The organism is Streptomyces sp. NPDC002104 (genome assembly GCF_053593795.1).
The window spans coordinates 28,845-43,563 of sequence record NZ_JBSFDF010000026.1 but is presented as its reverse complement, the minus strand read 5'-3'; the positions used below and the strand labels follow the sequence as shown (position 1 = coordinate 43,563).

Annotated in this window: 15 protein-coding genes; 10 read left to right on the top strand and 5 right to left on the bottom strand. The window is 72.2% G+C overall.

What is annotated here, in order from left to right:
- The first annotated feature begins 111 nt into the window (after positions 1-111).
- From ACWCP2_RS22055 to ACWCP2_RS22045, 3 genes are all read left to right on the top strand, one after another.
- Entirely contained in the window at positions 112-1,308 is a 1,197-nt protein-coding gene (locus ACWCP2_RS22055) for a globin domain-containing protein (protein ID WP_450910277.1), read from the top strand.
- 92 nt (positions 1,309-1,400) lie between these two features.
- A complete protein-coding gene (locus ACWCP2_RS22050) occupies positions 1,401-1,991 on the top strand; it encodes an N-acetylmuramoyl-L-alanine amidase (protein WP_450910276.1) in 591 nt (196 codons plus the stop codon).
- A 41-nt stretch (positions 1,992-2,032) separates the two neighbouring features.
- A complete protein-coding gene (locus ACWCP2_RS22045) occupies positions 2,033-2,935 on the top strand; it encodes a 1-aminocyclopropane-1-carboxylate deaminase/D-cysteine desulfhydrase (RefSeq protein ID WP_450910275.1) in 903 nt (300 codons plus the stop codon).
- Between the two features lie 21 nt (positions 2,936-2,956).
- Here the strand turns inward: ACWCP2_RS22045 and ACWCP2_RS22040 are convergent, their stop codons facing one another.
- Entirely contained in the window at positions 2,957-4,534 is a 1,578-nt protein-coding gene (locus tag ACWCP2_RS22040; RefSeq protein ID WP_450910274.1) for a Na+/H+ antiporter, read from the bottom strand.
- Between the two features lie 63 nt (positions 4,535-4,597).
- On the opposite strand from ACWCP2_RS22040, the gene ACWCP2_RS22035 reads away from it, so the two are divergent.
- From ACWCP2_RS22035 to ACWCP2_RS22025, 3 genes are all read left to right on the top strand, one after another.
- Entirely contained in the window at positions 4,598-4,858 is a 261-nt protein-coding gene (locus ACWCP2_RS22035; RefSeq protein ID WP_250750367.1) for a UBP-type zinc finger domain-containing protein, read from the top strand.
- Between the two features lie 236 nt (positions 4,859-5,094).
- On the top strand, positions 5,095-5,508 hold the full coding sequence (locus tag ACWCP2_RS22030) for an ATP-binding protein (RefSeq protein ID WP_214949331.1): 414 nt from the start codon (positions 5,095-5,097) through the stop codon (positions 5,506-5,508).
- Entirely contained in the window at positions 5,505-6,593 is a 1,089-nt protein-coding gene (locus ACWCP2_RS22025; RefSeq protein WP_450910273.1) for a SigB/SigF/SigG family RNA polymerase sigma factor, read from the top strand. Before ACWCP2_RS22030 ends, ACWCP2_RS22025 begins: the two co-directional genes overlap by 4 nt.
- 18 nt (positions 6,594-6,611) lie before the next feature.
- Here the strand turns inward: ACWCP2_RS22025 and ACWCP2_RS22020 are convergent, their stop codons facing one another.
- A complete protein-coding gene (locus tag ACWCP2_RS22020) occupies positions 6,612-7,046 on the bottom strand; it encodes a hypothetical protein (RefSeq protein ID WP_450910272.1) in 435 nt (144 codons plus the stop codon).
- A gap of 84 nt (positions 7,047-7,130) precedes the next feature.
- On the opposite strand from ACWCP2_RS22020, the gene ACWCP2_RS22015 reads away from it, so the two are divergent.
- Together ACWCP2_RS22015 and ACWCP2_RS22010 are read left to right on the top strand one after the other, a co-directional pair.
- Positions 7,131-8,096, top strand: a complete 966-nt coding sequence (locus ACWCP2_RS22015; RefSeq protein WP_266881073.1) for a diacylglycerol/lipid kinase family protein — start codon at positions 7,131-7,133, stop codon at positions 8,094-8,096.
- A gap of 332 nt (positions 8,097-8,428) precedes the next feature.
- Positions 8,429-8,686 carry a WhiB family transcriptional regulator gene (locus tag ACWCP2_RS22010; RefSeq protein WP_004937597.1) on the top strand — a complete coding sequence of 86 codons (258 nt, stop codon included), beginning with the start codon at positions 8,429-8,431 and terminating at the stop codon, positions 8,684-8,686.
- Positions 8,687-8,857: 171 nt separating this feature from the next.
- On the opposite strand, the gene ACWCP2_RS22005 is transcribed toward ACWCP2_RS22010, so the two are convergent.
- Positions 8,858-10,327 carry a sensor histidine kinase gene (locus ACWCP2_RS22005; RefSeq protein WP_250750383.1) on the bottom strand — a complete coding sequence of 490 codons (1,470 nt, stop codon included), beginning with the start codon at positions 10,325-10,327 and terminating at the stop codon, positions 8,858-8,860.
- A gap of 374 nt (positions 10,328-10,701) precedes the next feature.
- Complete coding sequence (locus ACWCP2_RS22000; protein WP_450910271.1) at positions 10,702-11,295, bottom strand: TetR/AcrR family transcriptional regulator; 594 nt, start codon at positions 11,293-11,295, stop codon at positions 10,702-10,704.
- A gap of 78 nt (positions 11,296-11,373) precedes the next feature.
- Between ACWCP2_RS22000 and ACWCP2_RS21995 the strand changes: the two genes are divergently transcribed.
- Both ACWCP2_RS21995 and nagB read left to right on the top strand, forming a co-directional pair.
- Positions 11,374-12,153 carry an SDR family oxidoreductase gene (locus ACWCP2_RS21995; RefSeq protein ID WP_450910270.1) on the top strand — a complete coding sequence of 260 codons (780 nt, stop codon included), beginning with the start codon at positions 11,374-11,376 and terminating at the stop codon, positions 12,151-12,153.
- A 145-nt stretch (positions 12,154-12,298) separates the two neighbouring features.
- Positions 12,299-13,084 carry a glucosamine-6-phosphate deaminase gene (gene nagB / locus ACWCP2_RS21990; protein ID WP_450910269.1) on the top strand — a complete coding sequence of 262 codons (786 nt, stop codon included), beginning with the start codon at positions 12,299-12,301 and terminating at the stop codon, positions 13,082-13,084.
- A gap of 143 nt (positions 13,085-13,227) precedes the next feature.
- Here nagB and ACWCP2_RS21985 read toward each other — a convergent pair whose 3' ends face one another.
- The gene (locus ACWCP2_RS21985; RefSeq protein WP_450910268.1) at positions 13,228-14,718 is read right to left on the bottom strand and encodes a glycoside hydrolase family 3 protein; all 1,491 of its coding nucleotides are present in this window, start codon (positions 14,716-14,718) and stop codon (positions 13,228-13,230) included.
- Between the last annotated feature and the right edge of the window lies 1 nt (position 14,719).

Genomic DNA, 14,719 nt, shown 5'->3' with positions numbered 1-14,719 from the left:
CACAGACACTTCGAACAGAAATCCGTATCTTCGCGGACATCCGCACCCCTGCTTTTAAATACGCATCTCACATTCCACTTACATGCTCCACCCCGACCCGAGGAGTCACCGATGCTGTCCGAGAAGTCGACCGCGACCGTACGCGCCACCCTGCCCGCCGTCGGCGCGGCCATCGGCGACATCACGGAGCTCTTCTACCGGAAGCTCTTCGCGGCCCACCCCGAGCTGATCCGCGACCTGTTCAACCGCGGCAACCAGAACGCCGGCCTCCAGAAGCAGGCCCTCGCCGGCTCCATCGCCGCCTTCGCCACCCACCTGGTCGAACACCCGGACACCCGCCCCGACGTGATGCTGAACCGCATCGCCCACAAGCACGCCTCCCTCGGCGTCACCCGCGAGCAGTACCCCGTCGTCCACGAGCACCTCTTCGAGGCCATCGCGGAGATCCTCGGCGAAGCCGTCACCCCGGAGGTCGCCGCGGCCTGGGACGAGGTCTACTGGCTCATGGCGAACGCCCTCATCACCATCGAGGAGCGCCTCTACGCCGAGCAGCAGGTGCTCGCCGGCGACGTCTGGCGCGACTGGACGGTCGCCGCCCGCGTCGAGGAGACCGCGGACTGCACCACCTTCCACCTGACCCCGGCCGACGGGCTCCCGGCGCCGTCGTTCAAGCCGGGCCAGTACGTCTCCGTGCAGGTCGAACTCCCCGACGGCGCCCGCCAGATCCGCCAGTACAGCCTCTCCAGCGCCCCCGGCTCCCCGGTCCGCTCCCTCACCGTCAAGCGGGTCCACGGCCCGGCCGCCGCCGGGCCCGACGGCGAGGTCTCCCACCACCTGCACGCCGAGGTCCGCACCGGCGACACCCTGCGCGTCTCGGCCCCCTACGGCGACCTCGTCCTCCAGGACTCCGCCGCGCCGGTGATCCTTGCCTCGGCCGGCATCGGATGCACCCCGATGCTCTCGATGCTGGAGCACCTGGCCGACACCGCGCACACCGCCCCGGTCACCGTCCTGCACGCCGACCGCTCGCCCGCCGACCACGCCCTGCGGGCCGGCCACCGGGAGCTCACCGGCAAGCTCCCCGACGCCTCGGCGCACTTCTGGTACGAGACCGGCGCCGGGCCCGGCGACCGCGAGGGCCTCCTCGACCTCGCCGCCATCCCCGTCGCCCCGGGCACGAAGGCCTACCTCTGCGGCCCGCTCCCCTTCATGCGGGCGGCGCGCGAGCAGCTCATCGGCAAGGGCGTGGCGCCCGCGGACATCGCCTACGAGGTCTTCGGCCCCGACCTGTGGCTCGCCTCCGCGTGAACCGTGCGCCGGGTGCGCGCCCTTGCGGCGGAATGACCGCCTCCATTAAACGTTGAGTAACCAATCGGCTACTCACAGCCAAGGAGGCGGTCATGTCCGCACCCCTGTCCGCGAACCGGTTCATCGGCGCCCTGCGGGCCGAGGGCCTCACCGTCGTCGAAGTCGGGAACTGGCGCACGCACAACCGCAACCACAAGGGCCCCTGGGGCCCGGTGCACGGGGTGATGCTCCACCACACCGTCACGCACGGGACCGCGTCCACCGTCCAGCTCTGCCGCGACGGCCGCGAGGACCTCCCCGGCCCCCTCTGCCACGGGGTGATCACCAAGGACGGCCGGGTCCACCTGGTCGGCAACGGCCGCGCCAACCACGCCGGCGCGGGCGACTCCGACGTTCTGGCGGCGGTGATCGCGGAGAAGCGCCTCCCGCCCGACCAGCACACGGACACCGACGGCAACCGCCACTTCTACGGCTTCGAGTGCGAGAACCTCGGCGACGGCGAGGACCCCTGGCCGGCCGTCCAGCTCGACGCGATGGCCCGCGCGTCGGCCGCCCTGTGCCGCGCCCACGGCTGGACCGCCCGCTCGGTGATCGGCCACCTGGAATGGCGTCCGGGCAAGATCGACCCGAAGGGCTTCACGATGGCCGCGATGCGCACCCGCGTCGAGGAGCGCCTGAAGTAGCCCGCCGCGGCCCCTCCCCCGGCCCGGCACACAATGGACGGGTGGAACATCCAGTCGAGCCCGGCCCCGATCCCGACCTGATCCTGTGCCCCCGCCCGGCCTCGCCGCTGCGGGAGGTCCGCGACGAGCGGTTCGCCGCGCGGGGCGTACGGCTGCTGCTCAAGCGGGACGACCTGGTCCATCCGGAGCTGCCCGGCAACAAGTGGCGCAAGCTCGCGCCGAATCTGCGGGCCGCCGTGGCGGGCGGGTACCCGGAGCTCGTGACCTTCGGCGGGGCCTACTCCAACCATCTGCGGGCCACCGCCGCGGCCGGCCGGCTGCTGGGGCTGGCCACGGTCGGGATCGTACGGGGCGACGAGCTCGCGGGGCGGCCGCTGAACGACTCGCTGGCCCGGTGCGCGGCCGACGGCATGCGGCTGCACTTCGTGACCCGGTCGGCCTACCGGGACAAGGCCGCCCTGCCGGCACTGGCGGGCGCCGAGGGGGCCTACGTGATCCCCGAGGGGGGCAGCAACGCCCTCGCCCTGCACGGCTGCGCCGAGCTCGGCCGCGAGCTGAGCGGCGCCTGTGACGTGGCCGCCGTGGCCTGCGGCACCGGGGGCACGCTGGCCGGGCTCGCGGCGGGACTCGGCGCGGGCGCGCGGGCCGTGGGGGTACCGGTGGTCGGGGGCGGGTTCCTGGAGGCGGAGATACGTTCCCTCCAGACGGCCGCGTTCGGCGGTCCCGCGGGCGACTGGTCCCTGGCCGAGGGCTACGCCCACGGGGGCTACGCCCGGGTCCCCGCCGAGCTGGAGGAGTTCGCGGCGGACTTCGGGTCCCGCCACGGCCTGCCGGTGGAGCGGATCTACGTGGCGAAGCTCCTGTGGGCCCTGCTCGACCTGACCCGCGCGGGCGCCTTCCCCCATGGCACCACCCTGGCCGCGGTGGTGACGGGCCGCCCGTAGCCCCGCGGCCCCGCGGCGCCGTCAGCCCGACTCCTCCCGGTAGGCCGCCGCCTCCTCCAGGTCCAGTCGGCGCAGCAGCGCCCGGAGCATTTCGTCGTCGATGCGGCGGGCGTCGCGCAGGGAGACGAAGACCTCGCGTTCCGAGGCGATCATCTCCCCCGCCAGGCGGCGGTAGACGTCGTCCGCGGACTCCCCCGTCACCGCGTTGACCTCCCCCAGCCGTTCCCACACGGCGTTGCGCCGCCGCTCCAGCACCGTGCGCAGCCGGTCCGCCAGCGGCGGCGGCAGCGCGTTCGCGGGGGAGGCCAGGAGTTCCGTCAGCCGGTCCTCCGCCGCCCGCGAGGCCTCGCTCTGGGCCTGCGCCTCCGCCAGGGTCTCGGCGTGGGCGTCCTTGGGCGGCAGCCGCAGCAGCCGGATCAGCGGCGGCAGGGTCAGGCCCTGGACCACCAGCGTGCCGATCACCGTCGTGAAGGTCAGGAACAGGATCAGGTTCCGGTGCGGCACGCTCATCGGCACGGAGAAGGCGATCGCCAGCGAGACCACGCCCCGCATGCCCGCCCACCCCACGATGACCGGCGCCTTCCAGTTCGTCTCCGGCTCGCGCGCCCGGACCCGCCGCGAGAGCCTCGGCAGGAACGTCGCCGGGAACACCCAGGCGAAGCGGGCCGCCACCACGACCAGGAACACCACCACGGCGTAGCCCGCCGCCGCCGTGCCCTCGTACTCCCCCAGCCCCTTGAGCACCACCGGCAGCTGGAGTCCGATCAGCGCGAAGACCACCGATTCGAGGAGGAAGGCGACCATCTTCCAGACCGCCTCCTCCTGGAGCCGGGTCGCGAAGTCGACCTGCCAGTTGCGGTGTCCGAGGTACAGCGCGACCACCACGACCGCCAGCACGCCCGACGCGTGCACCCGTTCGGCGGCCGCGTAGGCCACGAAGGGGATCAGCAGCGACAGGGTGTTCTGCAGCAGCGGTTCGCGCAGCTTCTTGCGCAGGACGTGGATCGGGACCATCAGCAGCAGGCCGACCGCGACCCCGCCCACCGAGGCCAGCAGGAACTCCCGGATCCCGTCCGTCCAGCCGGCGCTCGTCCCGACCGCGGCCGCCAGCGCGACCTTGAACGCGGTGATCGCGGTGGCGTCGTTGACCAGGGACTCACCCTGGAGGATGGTCGTGATCCGGTTCGGCAGCCCCAGCTTGCGGGCGATGGCCGTCGCCGCGACCGCGTCGGGCGGGGCGATGACCGCCCCCAGCACCAGCGCCACCGGCAGCGACAGCCCCGGCACCGCCAGGTACGCCACGTACCCGACGGCGACCGTCGCGAAGAGCACGTACCCCACCGAGAGCAGCGCCACGGGCCGGATGTTCGCCCGCAGGTCCAGGTACGAGCTGTCCACCGCGGCCGTGTAGAGCAGCGGCGGGAGCAGCAGCGGCAGCACGATGTGCGGGTCCAGGTCGTACTCGGGCACGCCCGGCACGTAGGCCGCGGCCAGCCCGGCGGCGACCAGCAGCAGCGGCGCGGGCACCGGGGTGCGGCGGGCCAGTCCCGCGACGACCGCACAGCCGGCGACCAGTGCCACCAGCGGCAATACCTCCATCGAAGATCATCCTCGCTTGAGTCATGTCATCCCGGGCGCCCGCACCTCAGTACGCTGGCCATCATGAGCGAGTGCACCCACGTTCCCGAACTGCCGCGCCCCGAGCCGGTCCCGCTTGCCCAGACCTGCCCCGAATGTCTGGCGCTCGGCAGCCATCCCGTCCAGCTCCGGCTGTGCCTGGGGTGCGGGCACGTCGGCTGCTGCGATTCCTCGCCCCACCGGCACGCCACGGCGCACCACCGGGAGACCGGTCATCCGGTGATGCGCAGCTTCGAACCGGGCGAGACCTGGCGATGGTGTTTTGTCGACGGTTCGATCGTCTGAGGCGGGGTAGATCAACCCTCCGCCGGTTCCCCTGATTTGGGCCCGCAGACCCCTAGCCACTGTGCGTCCCCATGGGCTTACCATCAGTCACTGGTCGCAGGTACGGCCTTTCGGCCAGCCATGTGCGGCTAAGTTCGAAAGGGTTCTGCACCCTCCGGCAGGGGGGCCGCGACACGATCGCCCGGATCGCGATAGCGTCACCGGCGAACAGAGCTCGTACCACCTTGGAGGTGAGGGTGTCCCAGATCGCAGGCGAGCCCGGGACCCAGGACTTCGTGGAAGTCCGGCTGCCCGCTGCGGGTGCCTACCTGTCTGTGCTGCGGACGGCCACGGCCGGCCTCGCGGCACGTTTGGACTTCACCCTCGACGAGATCGAGGACCTCCGCATCGCGGTGGACGAGGCCTGCGCGATCCTGCTCCAGCAGGCCGTGCCCGGCTCCGTCCTCAGCTGCGTCTTCCGGCTGGTGGACGATTCGCTGGAGGTGACCGTCTCCGCCCCGACCACCGACGGCCGGGCCCCGGAGCGCGACACGTTCGCGTGGACGGTCCTCTCGGCGCTCGCCGGGAAGGTCGAGGCCACGGTCGAGGAGAACAAGACGGTGAGCATCAGCCTCTACAAACAGCGCGGCGCGGGACCAGGCCCGGCGTGAGCGGCGGGGAGGTCCCGGTGCGGGGCGGGGATCGGCCCCGGGTAGGACACGAGGTCGACGGCGGCATTCCGGAGCAGCAGCACGCCCGGCCGCACCCGGCTGACACGGATGCGGAAAACGGCTTTTTGGACTCGGCGGAGCGACGGGCGGGCCCTGTGAGCGAGAACCAGCACGACCAAACACTGCCGGTCCAGCCACCGGGGGCCGCTGCCACGGCCCAGCCGGTGACCCCGGCCCAGGACACACCGGACACACCGGACCCGGCCGGCGCGGACGTCCCCGGGGCCTTCGCGGCCCCGGTGTTCACCGCGCCGCTGCCCCTCCCGGATCCGCGCGACCGCAGCGGCGCGCGGGCCCTCTTCATCGAGCTCCGGGCACTGCCCGACGGCTCGCCGGAGAAGGCGGAGCTGCGCAACCGGCTCGTACGGATGCACCTGCCGCTGGTCGAGCACCTGGCCCGGCGCTTCCGCAACCGCGGCGAGCCGCTGGACGACCTGACCCAGGTCGCCACGATCGGTCTGATCAAGTCGGTGGACCGGTTCGACCCGGACCGCGGGGTCGAGTTCTCCACGTACGCCACGCCCACGGTGGTCGGCGAGATCAAGCGCCACTTCCGCGACAAGGGCTGGGCCGTACGGGTCCCCCGGCGCCTGCAGGAGCTGCGGCTCTCGCTGACCACGGCGACGGCGGAGCTGTCCCAGCAGCACGGCCGCTCCCCCACCGTCCACGAACTGGCCGAACGGCTGGGGATCTCCGAGGAGGAGGTGCTGGAGGGCCTGGAATCGGCCAACGCCTACAGCACGCTCTCGCTGGACGTCCCGGACACCGACGACGAGTCGCCGGCGGTCGCGGACACCCTGGGCTCGGAGGACGAGGCGCTGGAGGGCGTCGAGTACCGCGAGTCCCTCAAGCCGCTGCTCGAAGGGCTGCCGCCGCGGGAGAAGCGGATCCTGCTGCTGCGCTTCTTCGGCAACATGACCCAGTCGCAGATCGCCCTGGAGGTCGGCATCTCCCAGATGCACGTCTCCCGGCTGCTGGCCCGCACCCTGGCCCAGCTCCGCGAGAAGCTCCTGGTCGAGGAGTAGAACGGCGGCCCGTACGGGCTATCGGGCCTGTTCCGCGGGCCCGATGCCCAGGGCCTCGGTGGCCTTCGGGTTCACCAGCAGGGCGGTGACGGCCACCGCGGCCAGGGCCAGCGCCACGGCGGCGGCCCTCATCGGCCCTCCCGCGGTCCACAGCATCCAGGCGACCGGCAGCGACATCAGCTGGGTGATCAGCGCCGGGCCGCGGCTCCAGCGGCGGCGCAGGAGCAGTCCGCGCGCCGCGACCAGCGGCAGCGCGGCCAGGACGAGCAGGGTGACCCCGCCGGTCGCGGCCTGCAGCGAGTCTCCGCCGCCGAAGACGGCCGTGTAGAGGTCGGCGACGCCGGGCCCGGCCAGGGCCAGCCCCTCCAGCGCGGTCAGCGCGGCGGCCGCGGTCAGCCGGCGGGGCAGCGGGACGGGGACGGCGGACACGGTGGGGCTGGGCTTCGTACTCACCCCAGCAGGGTAGCCTCGCCCCTCCCGCCCCGAAGGGGACGGCCAGTATGGGCCGCGTCCGGACGGGTCGGTAGGCTGACGCCCATGCGTGCACTCCTCGTGGCCAACCCAGCAGCGACGACGACCAGTGCGCGCACGCGCGACGTCCTGACGCACGCCCTGGCCAGCGAGATGAAGCTGGAGGCGGTCACCACCGAGTACCGCGGCCACGCCCGGGACCTGGGCCGCAGGGCGGCCGAGACCGGTGTGGACCTGGTCGTCGCCCTGGGCGGTGACGGCACCGTCAACGAAGTGGTCAACGGACTGCTGCACGAGGGACCCGATCCGGACCGGCTGCCCGGGCTCGCGGTGGTCCCCGGCGGCTCCACCAATGTCTTCGCCCGAGCGCTCGGCCTGCCCAACGACGCCGTCGAGGCGACCGGCGCCCTGCTCGACGCGCTGCGCGAGCGGCGCGAGCGGACGGTCGGCCTCGGACTCGCGGCCGGCACCCCGGGCACCGAGGACGAGTCGGTTCCGGCGCGCTGGTTCACCTTCTGCGCGGGCTTCGGCTTCGACGCGGGTGTCGTGGGCCGCGTCGAACAGCAGCGGGAACGCGGCAAGCGTTCGACGCATGCCCTGTACGTGCGACAGCTGATGCGCCAGTTCTGGGAAGAGCCCAACCGCCGGCACGGCACGGTGACGCTGGAGCGGCCCGGCGCGGATCCCGTGACGGATCTGGTGCTGTCGATAGTGTGCAACACGTCACCCTGGACATATCTGGGCAACCGGCCGCTCTACGCCTCCCCGGAGGCGTCGTTCGATACCGCACTTGACGTATTGGCACTGGACCGTTTGTCAACTCCGGCGGTCGCTCGCTACGCGACACAGCTCCTGACCTCGACTCCTGAGCGCGGTCCGCACGGAAAGCACGCGGTGTCTCTGCACGATCTGACGGACTTCACCTTGCATTCCAAGGTGCCGCTTCCGTTCCAGATGGACGGAGACCACCTCGGGCTGCGCACCAGCGTTCGGTTCACAGGCGTACGCCGTGCACTGCGTGTGATTGTGTGAGTGGAAGGGCCGAAAGTCCTTCTACTCGAACGTTTACACGCCGGTCCACCCCTAGGAAGTAGGGCTGTGACCTAGTAGACACCGACGAATCAAAAAAAACTTTCCGGAAGGGGTTGTATCCCCGTCCGAGGTTTGCGAATCTCTACATGGCGATCGGGACAGCCCGCAGAACCCGGCACCCACACAGACCGCCAGAACCCCTCCACGAATCTCCGGCAGCCCAGGGCGAGTTTTTCCCCAAACTGGGCGGTCTCCCTTCCCTCACGAAGGGATTCGTGAAAGCGTTCACATTCACAAGCAACCTGCCCGCAATACAAGGAGATGGAGCAGCCATGGACTGGCGTCACAACGCCGTTTGTCGTGAGGAAGACCCGGAACTCTTCTTCCCCATCGGCAACACCGGTCCTGCGCTGCTGCAGATCGAGGAAGCCAAGGCCGTCTGCCGCCGTTGCCCCGTCATGGAGCAGTGCCTGCAGTGGGCGCTCGAGTCCGGTCAGGACTCCGGTGTCTGGGGCGGTCTCAGCGAGGACGAGCGCCGCGCGATGAAGCGCCGCGCCGCTCGCAATCGGGCGCGCAACGCAACCGCCTGACATCGACTTTCGAGCCTCGAGCCGCAGCGCGTAGAACCCGCATAAGCGCTCAGCAACGTGCTCTTGAACCCCGTACCGAAAACCATTCGGTCCGGGGTTCAGTGCTGTCCGGCCTCCGTGAGCGGTCCGTGAGCACCCCACGGCGTCACCCTGAGTGACCGGAACGCTGCACTACTTCTGCGGGCTGGCAGGTATGTCGAGGACGACCTTGGTGCCGCGCGGCTCGGACGCGACCATGTCGAAGGTGCCGCCGAGCTCCCCCTCCACCAGGGTCCGCACGATCTGCAGCCCGAGGTTGCCGGCCCGCTGCGGGTCGAACCCCTCGGGCAGACCGCAGCCGTCGTCGACCACCGAGATCAGCAGCCGGGCGTCGTCGCGTCCGCTGCCGGAGCGGGCGGCGGACACCTCCACGGTGCCGCCCTCCCCCTGTGTGAAGGCGTGCTCCAGGGCGTTCTGGAGGATCTCCGTCAGCACCATCGACAGCGGGGTGGCGACCTCCGCGTCCAGGATTCCGAAGCGGCCGGTGCGCCGGCAGGCGACCTTGCCCGGGGAGATCTCGGAGACCATCGCGATCACGCGGTCGGCGATCTCGTCGAACTCGACCCGCTCATCCAGGTTCTGAGACAGCGTCTCGTGCACGATCGCGATCGACCCGACGCGGCGGACGGCTTCGTTCAGCGCCTCGCGGCCCTGCGGCGAATCCATGCGGCGGGCCTGCAGGCGCAAGAGCGCGGCCACCGTCTGGAGGTTGTTCTTGACCCGGTGGTGGATCTCCCGGATGGTCGCGTCCTTGGTGATCAATTCACGTTCGCGACGGCGCAGTTCCGTGACGTCGCGGCACAGGACGAGCGAGCCGATCCGGGTGCCCTTGGGCTTGAGCGGGATGGCCCGCAGCTGGATGACCCCGCCGCTGCCCTCGGCCTCGGTCTCGCGCGGGGCCCAGCCGCTGGCGAGTTTGACCAGGGCCTCGTCCACCGGGCCGCGGGAGGGTGCGAGTTCGGAGGTGATGGTGCCCAGGTGCTGGCCGACCAGGTCGGAGGCGAGGCCGAGCCGGTGGTAGGCGGAGAGCGCGTTCGGTGACGCGTACGTCACCACGCCCTCGGCGTCGAGCCGGATCAGGCCGTCGCCGACGCGCGGGGAGGCATCCATGTCGACCTGCTGGCCGGGGAACGGGAAGGAGCCCGCCGCGATCATCTGGGCGAGGTCGGAGGCGGACTGGAGGTAGGTGAGCTCCAGCCGGCTGGGTGTACGCACAGTGAGCAGGTTGGTATTGCGTGCGATCACTCCGAGGACCCGGCCCTCGCGGCGCACGGGGATCGACTCGACGCGGACCGGCACCTCCTCGCGCCACTCCGGGTCGCCCTCGCGCACGATGCGGCCCTCGTCGAGCGCGGCGTCGAGCAGCGGGCGGCGGCCGCGTGGGACCAGGTGGCCGACCATGTCGTCCTGGTAGGAGGTGGGGCCGGTGTTCGGGCGCATCTGCGCGACCGAGACGTAGCGGCTGCCGTCGAGGGTGGGAACCCACAGCACGAGGTCCGCGAAGGAGAGGTCGGAGAGCAGCTGCCACTCCGAGACCAGCAGGTGGAGCCACTCCAGGTCGGTTTCACTGAGAGCGGTGTGCTGGCGTACGAGGTCGTTCATGGAGGGCACGTGGCGAGCGTACCCCGGGTACGGGCCATGACTTTCCTCAGCGCGATACTCCGGAGTATCCAGGAGACCCCGCTTCCGCGTAGGCTTGGAGGAAGTGACGGGAACCCGGGTCCCGCCATTGGATGGACAGAACAGATTGGTCTAGTCCACAATTGCATCAAGCTTCCGCCCTCCCCGCACAGGAGGACGGATCGAGGTAAGCCGCGCGCTCCGCCCTGACCGCGCGTCACCTCCCACCGGCTGTCGGGCACCGCACACCCGACGGCCGTAAGTACTCCGGGCTACGGTGCCGGGCGGGCTGAGGGTCCCGTTCGGCACCGTGGCCCAGAGGAATCTCCCCCGGAGCCCGTGACCCCCCGCCGCCTCTACTGCGGCCAGGCCCGCACGGCGAGCTCCGCCACCGCCTCCAGCTCCTCCCGGCCCGCGCCGTCGCGCGACTGCTGGGACATCCCCTGCAGCACCGCCCCGGCATAGCGCGCCAGCGCCCACGTGTCCGTACCGGCCGGCAGGACTCCCGCGGCGACATCGGCCCGGATGCGGCTCTCGAAGGCCACCAGGTTGGCCTCGCGGCGCACCCGCAGCGCCTCCGCGACCTCGTCCGAGGTGGTGTTGACCGCCGCGCTGATCACCATGCAGCCCGGCGGATGGGCGGGGTCGGTGTAGACCTCGGCCGCCTCGTGCAGGATCCGCCCCAGCGCCGCGAGGGCGGTGGGCTCCTCGGCGAGGGCGACGGCCGCGAAGTCCCCGTAGCGGCCCCCGTACACCACCACGACCTCGTCGAAGAGCTTGCGCTTGTCGCCGAAGGCCGCGTAGAGGCTCGGGGCGCTGATCCCGAGCGAGGCGGTCAGATCGGAGATCGAGGTCGCCTCGTAGCCGCGCTCCCAGAAGGCGAACATCGCCTTGTCGAGGGCCGCGTCGCGGTCGAAGGAGCGGGGCCTGCCGCGCTGTCCGGTCACCATGCACTCATTCTATAGCGGCCGCTACGAAATCTGATACGGTCCTTTCTGTAGCGACCATTATCGAAAGGGGGGCGCGCCATGGGCGTGCTCGAAGGAAAGACGGCACTGGTCACGGGCGGCAGCCGGGGCATCGGGCGGGCCGTCGCGGAGCGCCTCGCCCGCGACGGGGCGCTGGTCGCGGTGGCCTACGGATCCAACGCGGCGGCCGCCGAGGAGACCGTGGGCGCCATCGAGGCGGCCGGGGGCCGCGCCTTCGCGGTCGGGGCGGACCTCGCCGCCCCGGGCGGCGCGGCGGCCCTCTGGGCGGCGTACGCGGCCCATCCGCTGTCCGCCGGGGGGAACGGCGGGGACGGCGGGGTGGACGTCCTGGTGAACAACGCCGGCGCGGCCACCTTCGCCGGCATCGGCTCCACCGACGAGGAGACGTACGACCGGGTGCACGCGCTCAACGCGAAGGCGCCGTTCTTCGTGATCCAGCACGGCCTGGAGCGGCTGCGGGACGGCGGCCGGATCGTGAACGTGACCGGCACCCCGGACCTCGCCCTGCCCGCGATCCTCGCCACCATCATGGCCAAGGGCGCGGTGAACGCGCTGACGGTCTCGCTGGCCGCCGAGCTCGCGCCCCGGAACATCACGGTCAACTCGGTGGGCCCCGGGATCGTGGAGACCGACCTGAACGCCGCCTGGCTCGCGGACCCGGCGGCCCGCGCGCACGCCGCCTCGCGCTCCGTCTTCGACCGGCTGGGCACCCCGCAGGAGGTGGCGGACGTGGTCGCCTTCCTGGCCTCCCCGGACTCCCGCTGGGTCACCGGCCAGCACCTCGCCGTGACGGGCGGACTCCAGCTCTCGCTGCTCTAGCGGGCGCCCGGCCGTGCCCGGCCCGACAGGCCGCGGGCGCGGATCCGGCCCACCATGGAGAGTGCGCGAAGACCCGGCAACGGGGCCTCGCCTCTGCTAGATTGGTCTATACCACATCGTCACACTCCAGATCGGCAGGCCCCGCGTGGAAGTTGTCATCGTCCCGGACGCCAAGGCAGGCGGCGAGCTCATCGCGGAGGCCATGGCCGCCCTGGTCCGCCGCAAGCCCGACGCCCTGCTCGGCGTGGCGACCGGCTCTACCCCGCTGCCCATCTACGAGGCGCTCGCCGCCAAGGTCAAGGCCGGACTGGTCGACGCCTCCCGGGCCCGCGTCTGCCAGCTCGACGAGTACGTCGGCCTGCCGGCCGGGCACCCGGAGTCCTACCGCGCCGTCGTCCTGCGCGAGGTCGTGGAGCCGCTCGGCCTGTCGGAGGCCTCCTTCCTGGGCCCGGACGGCTCGGCCGAGGACATCGTCGCCGCCTGCGACGCCTACGACCGCGCGCTCGCCGCGGCCGGCGGCGTGGACCTCCAGCTCCTCGGCATCGGCACGGACGGGCACATCGGCTTCAACGAGCCCTGCTCCTCGCTCGCCTCCCGCACCCGCATCAAGACGCTGACGGAGCAGACCCGCGTGGACAACGCGCGCTTCTTCGACAACGACATAGAGCAGGTGCCCCACCACGTCATCACCCAGGGCATCGGCACCATCCTCGACGCCCGCCACCTGGTCCTGCTGGCCACCGGCGAGGGCAAGGCCGAGGCCGTCGCCCAGACCGTCGAGGGCCCGCTGTCCGCCCTCGTGCCGGCCTCCGCGCTCCAGCTGCACCGCCACGCCACGGTGGTCGTGGACGAGGCCGCCGCGTCCAAGCTGAAGCTCGCGGACTACTTCCGCCACACCTTCGCCAACAAGCCCTCCTGGCAGGGTCTGTAAGCACTTCTGTACGGCAGAGGCCGGGCTTCCCCTGGGGAGCCCGGCCTCTGCCGTACCCGGACGCGTGCCGTACCCGGACGCGGCGGAGCCGGGCACCCCCGTGACGGGTGCCCGGCTCCGGTCCGGATCCTCGGCGTTCTCGGCTAGACGCCGGCGATGATCTCCGCGGCGGCCCGCCCGCAGACCCGGGCGGCGCCGTGCGTCGCGATGTGCAGCGCGCCGCGCGGCTCGGCCTGCGGCACGCCCATCTCGACCACGATCGTCCCCGGCCGCGCCGCGACGAGCGCGTCCAGGGCCTCGGTCATCCAGGGGTGCCGGTGCGCGTCGCGGACCACCGCGACGACGGTGCGGCTGCCCGCGGCGGCCAGGATGGCGTCGGCCGTCACGCCCTCCTGGTACACGCCCGAGTCCGTGCCCGGAACCAGCGCGGACACCTCCCCGGCCACCCCCCACGGGGTCTCGTCGCCGACCGCGAAGTTCGCCACCGGGGTGAGCGTGGCGATGTACGGGGCGTTGACCAGGGCGGCGGCCGCGGGCGAACCCGTCACGACCACCGCGCGGCGGGCCGCGGCCAGACCGATGCCGGGCGCGCTGCTCCCCTCCGGCCGCGCCCCCTGACGGACCTGGCGGGTCCACTCGGCCAGGGAGCGGACCCGGGCGGCGGCCTCGGCGAGGCGCTCCTCCGGGAGCGAGCCCTCGCGGACGGCCGCGACCAGCGCGTCGCGCAGGCTCAGCACCGTGCCCTCGTCGGCGAGCCCGCCGCCGACGCAGATCGCGTCGGCTCCGGCCGCGATGGCCAGCACCGAGCCGCGCTCGATCCCGTACGTCCCGGCGATGGCCTGCATCTCCATGCCGTCGGTGACGATGAGGCCGTCGTAGCCGAGCTCCTTGCGCAGCAGACCGGTCAGGATCTGCGGGCTGAGGGTGGCCGGGCGGGTCGGGTCCAGGGCGGGCACCAGGATGTGGGCGCTCATGACGGCCTTGGTGCCGGCCTCGATCGCGGCCCGGAAGGGTACGAGTTCGCGCACGGTCAGGGTGTCGAGGTCCACGTCGATGCGCGGCAGCGCGTGGTGCGAGTCGACGTTGGTGTCGCCGTGCCCGGGGAAGTGCTTGGTGCAGGCGGCGACGCCGGCGGCCTGGAGGCCCTCGACGTACGCGGCGGTGTGCCGGGCGGCGAGGTGGGTGTCGGCGCCGAAGGACCGTACGCCGATGACCGGGTTGTCCGGGTTGGAGTTGACGTCGGCGGAGGGGGCCCAGTTGAGGTTGACCCCGCACTCGGCGAGCCGGCGGCCCAGCTCGCGGGCGACGTCGCGGGTCAGGTCCACGTCGTCCACGGCGCCGAGGGCCAGGTTGCCGGGGAAGGAGGAGCCGCCCCGGACCTCCAGGCGGGTGACGTCGCCGCCCTCCTCGTCGATGGCGACGAGGACGTCGTCCCGCTCGGTACGCAGCTGCGCGGTCAGCGCGGCGAGCTGCTCGGGCGAGGTGATGTTGCGGCCGAAGAGGCCGACGGCGGTGAGGCCTTCGGCGACCCGGCGCAGCACCCAGGCGGGGGCGGTGGTGCCCTCGAAGCCGGGCTGGAGGACCGCGAGGGCGTCCCGGGTGAGGGTGTCTGTGCGGTGCGCAAGGACAGTCATG

Excerpts from the sequence above, each read along its gene's own strand:
- ACWCP2_RS22040 (WP_450910274.1), bottom strand. The coding sequence starts at position 4,534 with ATGGAGGTATTGCCGCTGGTGGCACTGGTCGCCGGCTGTGCGGTCGTC.
- ACWCP2_RS22055 (WP_450910277.1), top strand. The coding sequence starts at position 112 with ATGCTGTCCGAGAAGTCGACCGCGACCGTACGCGCCACCCTGCCCGCC.
- ACWCP2_RS21985 (WP_450910268.1), bottom strand. The coding sequence starts at position 14,718 with ATGACTGTCCTTGCGCACCGCACAGACACCCTCACCCGGGACGCCCTC.
- ACWCP2_RS22010 (WP_004937597.1), top strand. The coding sequence starts at position 8,429 with ATGGACTGGCGTCACAACGCCGTTTGTCGTGAGGAAGACCCGGAACTC.
- ACWCP2_RS22035 (WP_250750367.1), top strand. The coding sequence starts at position 4,598 with ATGAGCGAGTGCACCCACGTTCCCGAACTGCCGCGCCCCGAGCCGGTC.
- ACWCP2_RS21995 (WP_450910270.1), top strand. The coding sequence starts at position 11,374 with ATGGGCGTGCTCGAAGGAAAGACGGCACTGGTCACGGGCGGCAGCCGG.
- ACWCP2_RS22015 (WP_266881073.1), top strand. The coding sequence starts at position 7,131 with ATGCGTGCACTCCTCGTGGCCAACCCAGCAGCGACGACGACCAGTGCG.
- ACWCP2_RS22005 (WP_250750383.1), bottom strand. The coding sequence starts at position 10,327 with ATGAACGACCTCGTACGCCAGCACACCGCTCTCAGTGAAACCGACCTG.
- ACWCP2_RS22050 (WP_450910276.1), top strand. The coding sequence starts at position 1,401 with ATGTCCGCACCCCTGTCCGCGAACCGGTTCATCGGCGCCCTGCGGGCC.
- ACWCP2_RS22000 (WP_450910271.1), bottom strand. The coding sequence starts at position 11,295 with ATGGTGACCGGACAGCGCGGCAGGCCCCGCTCCTTCGACCGCGACGCG.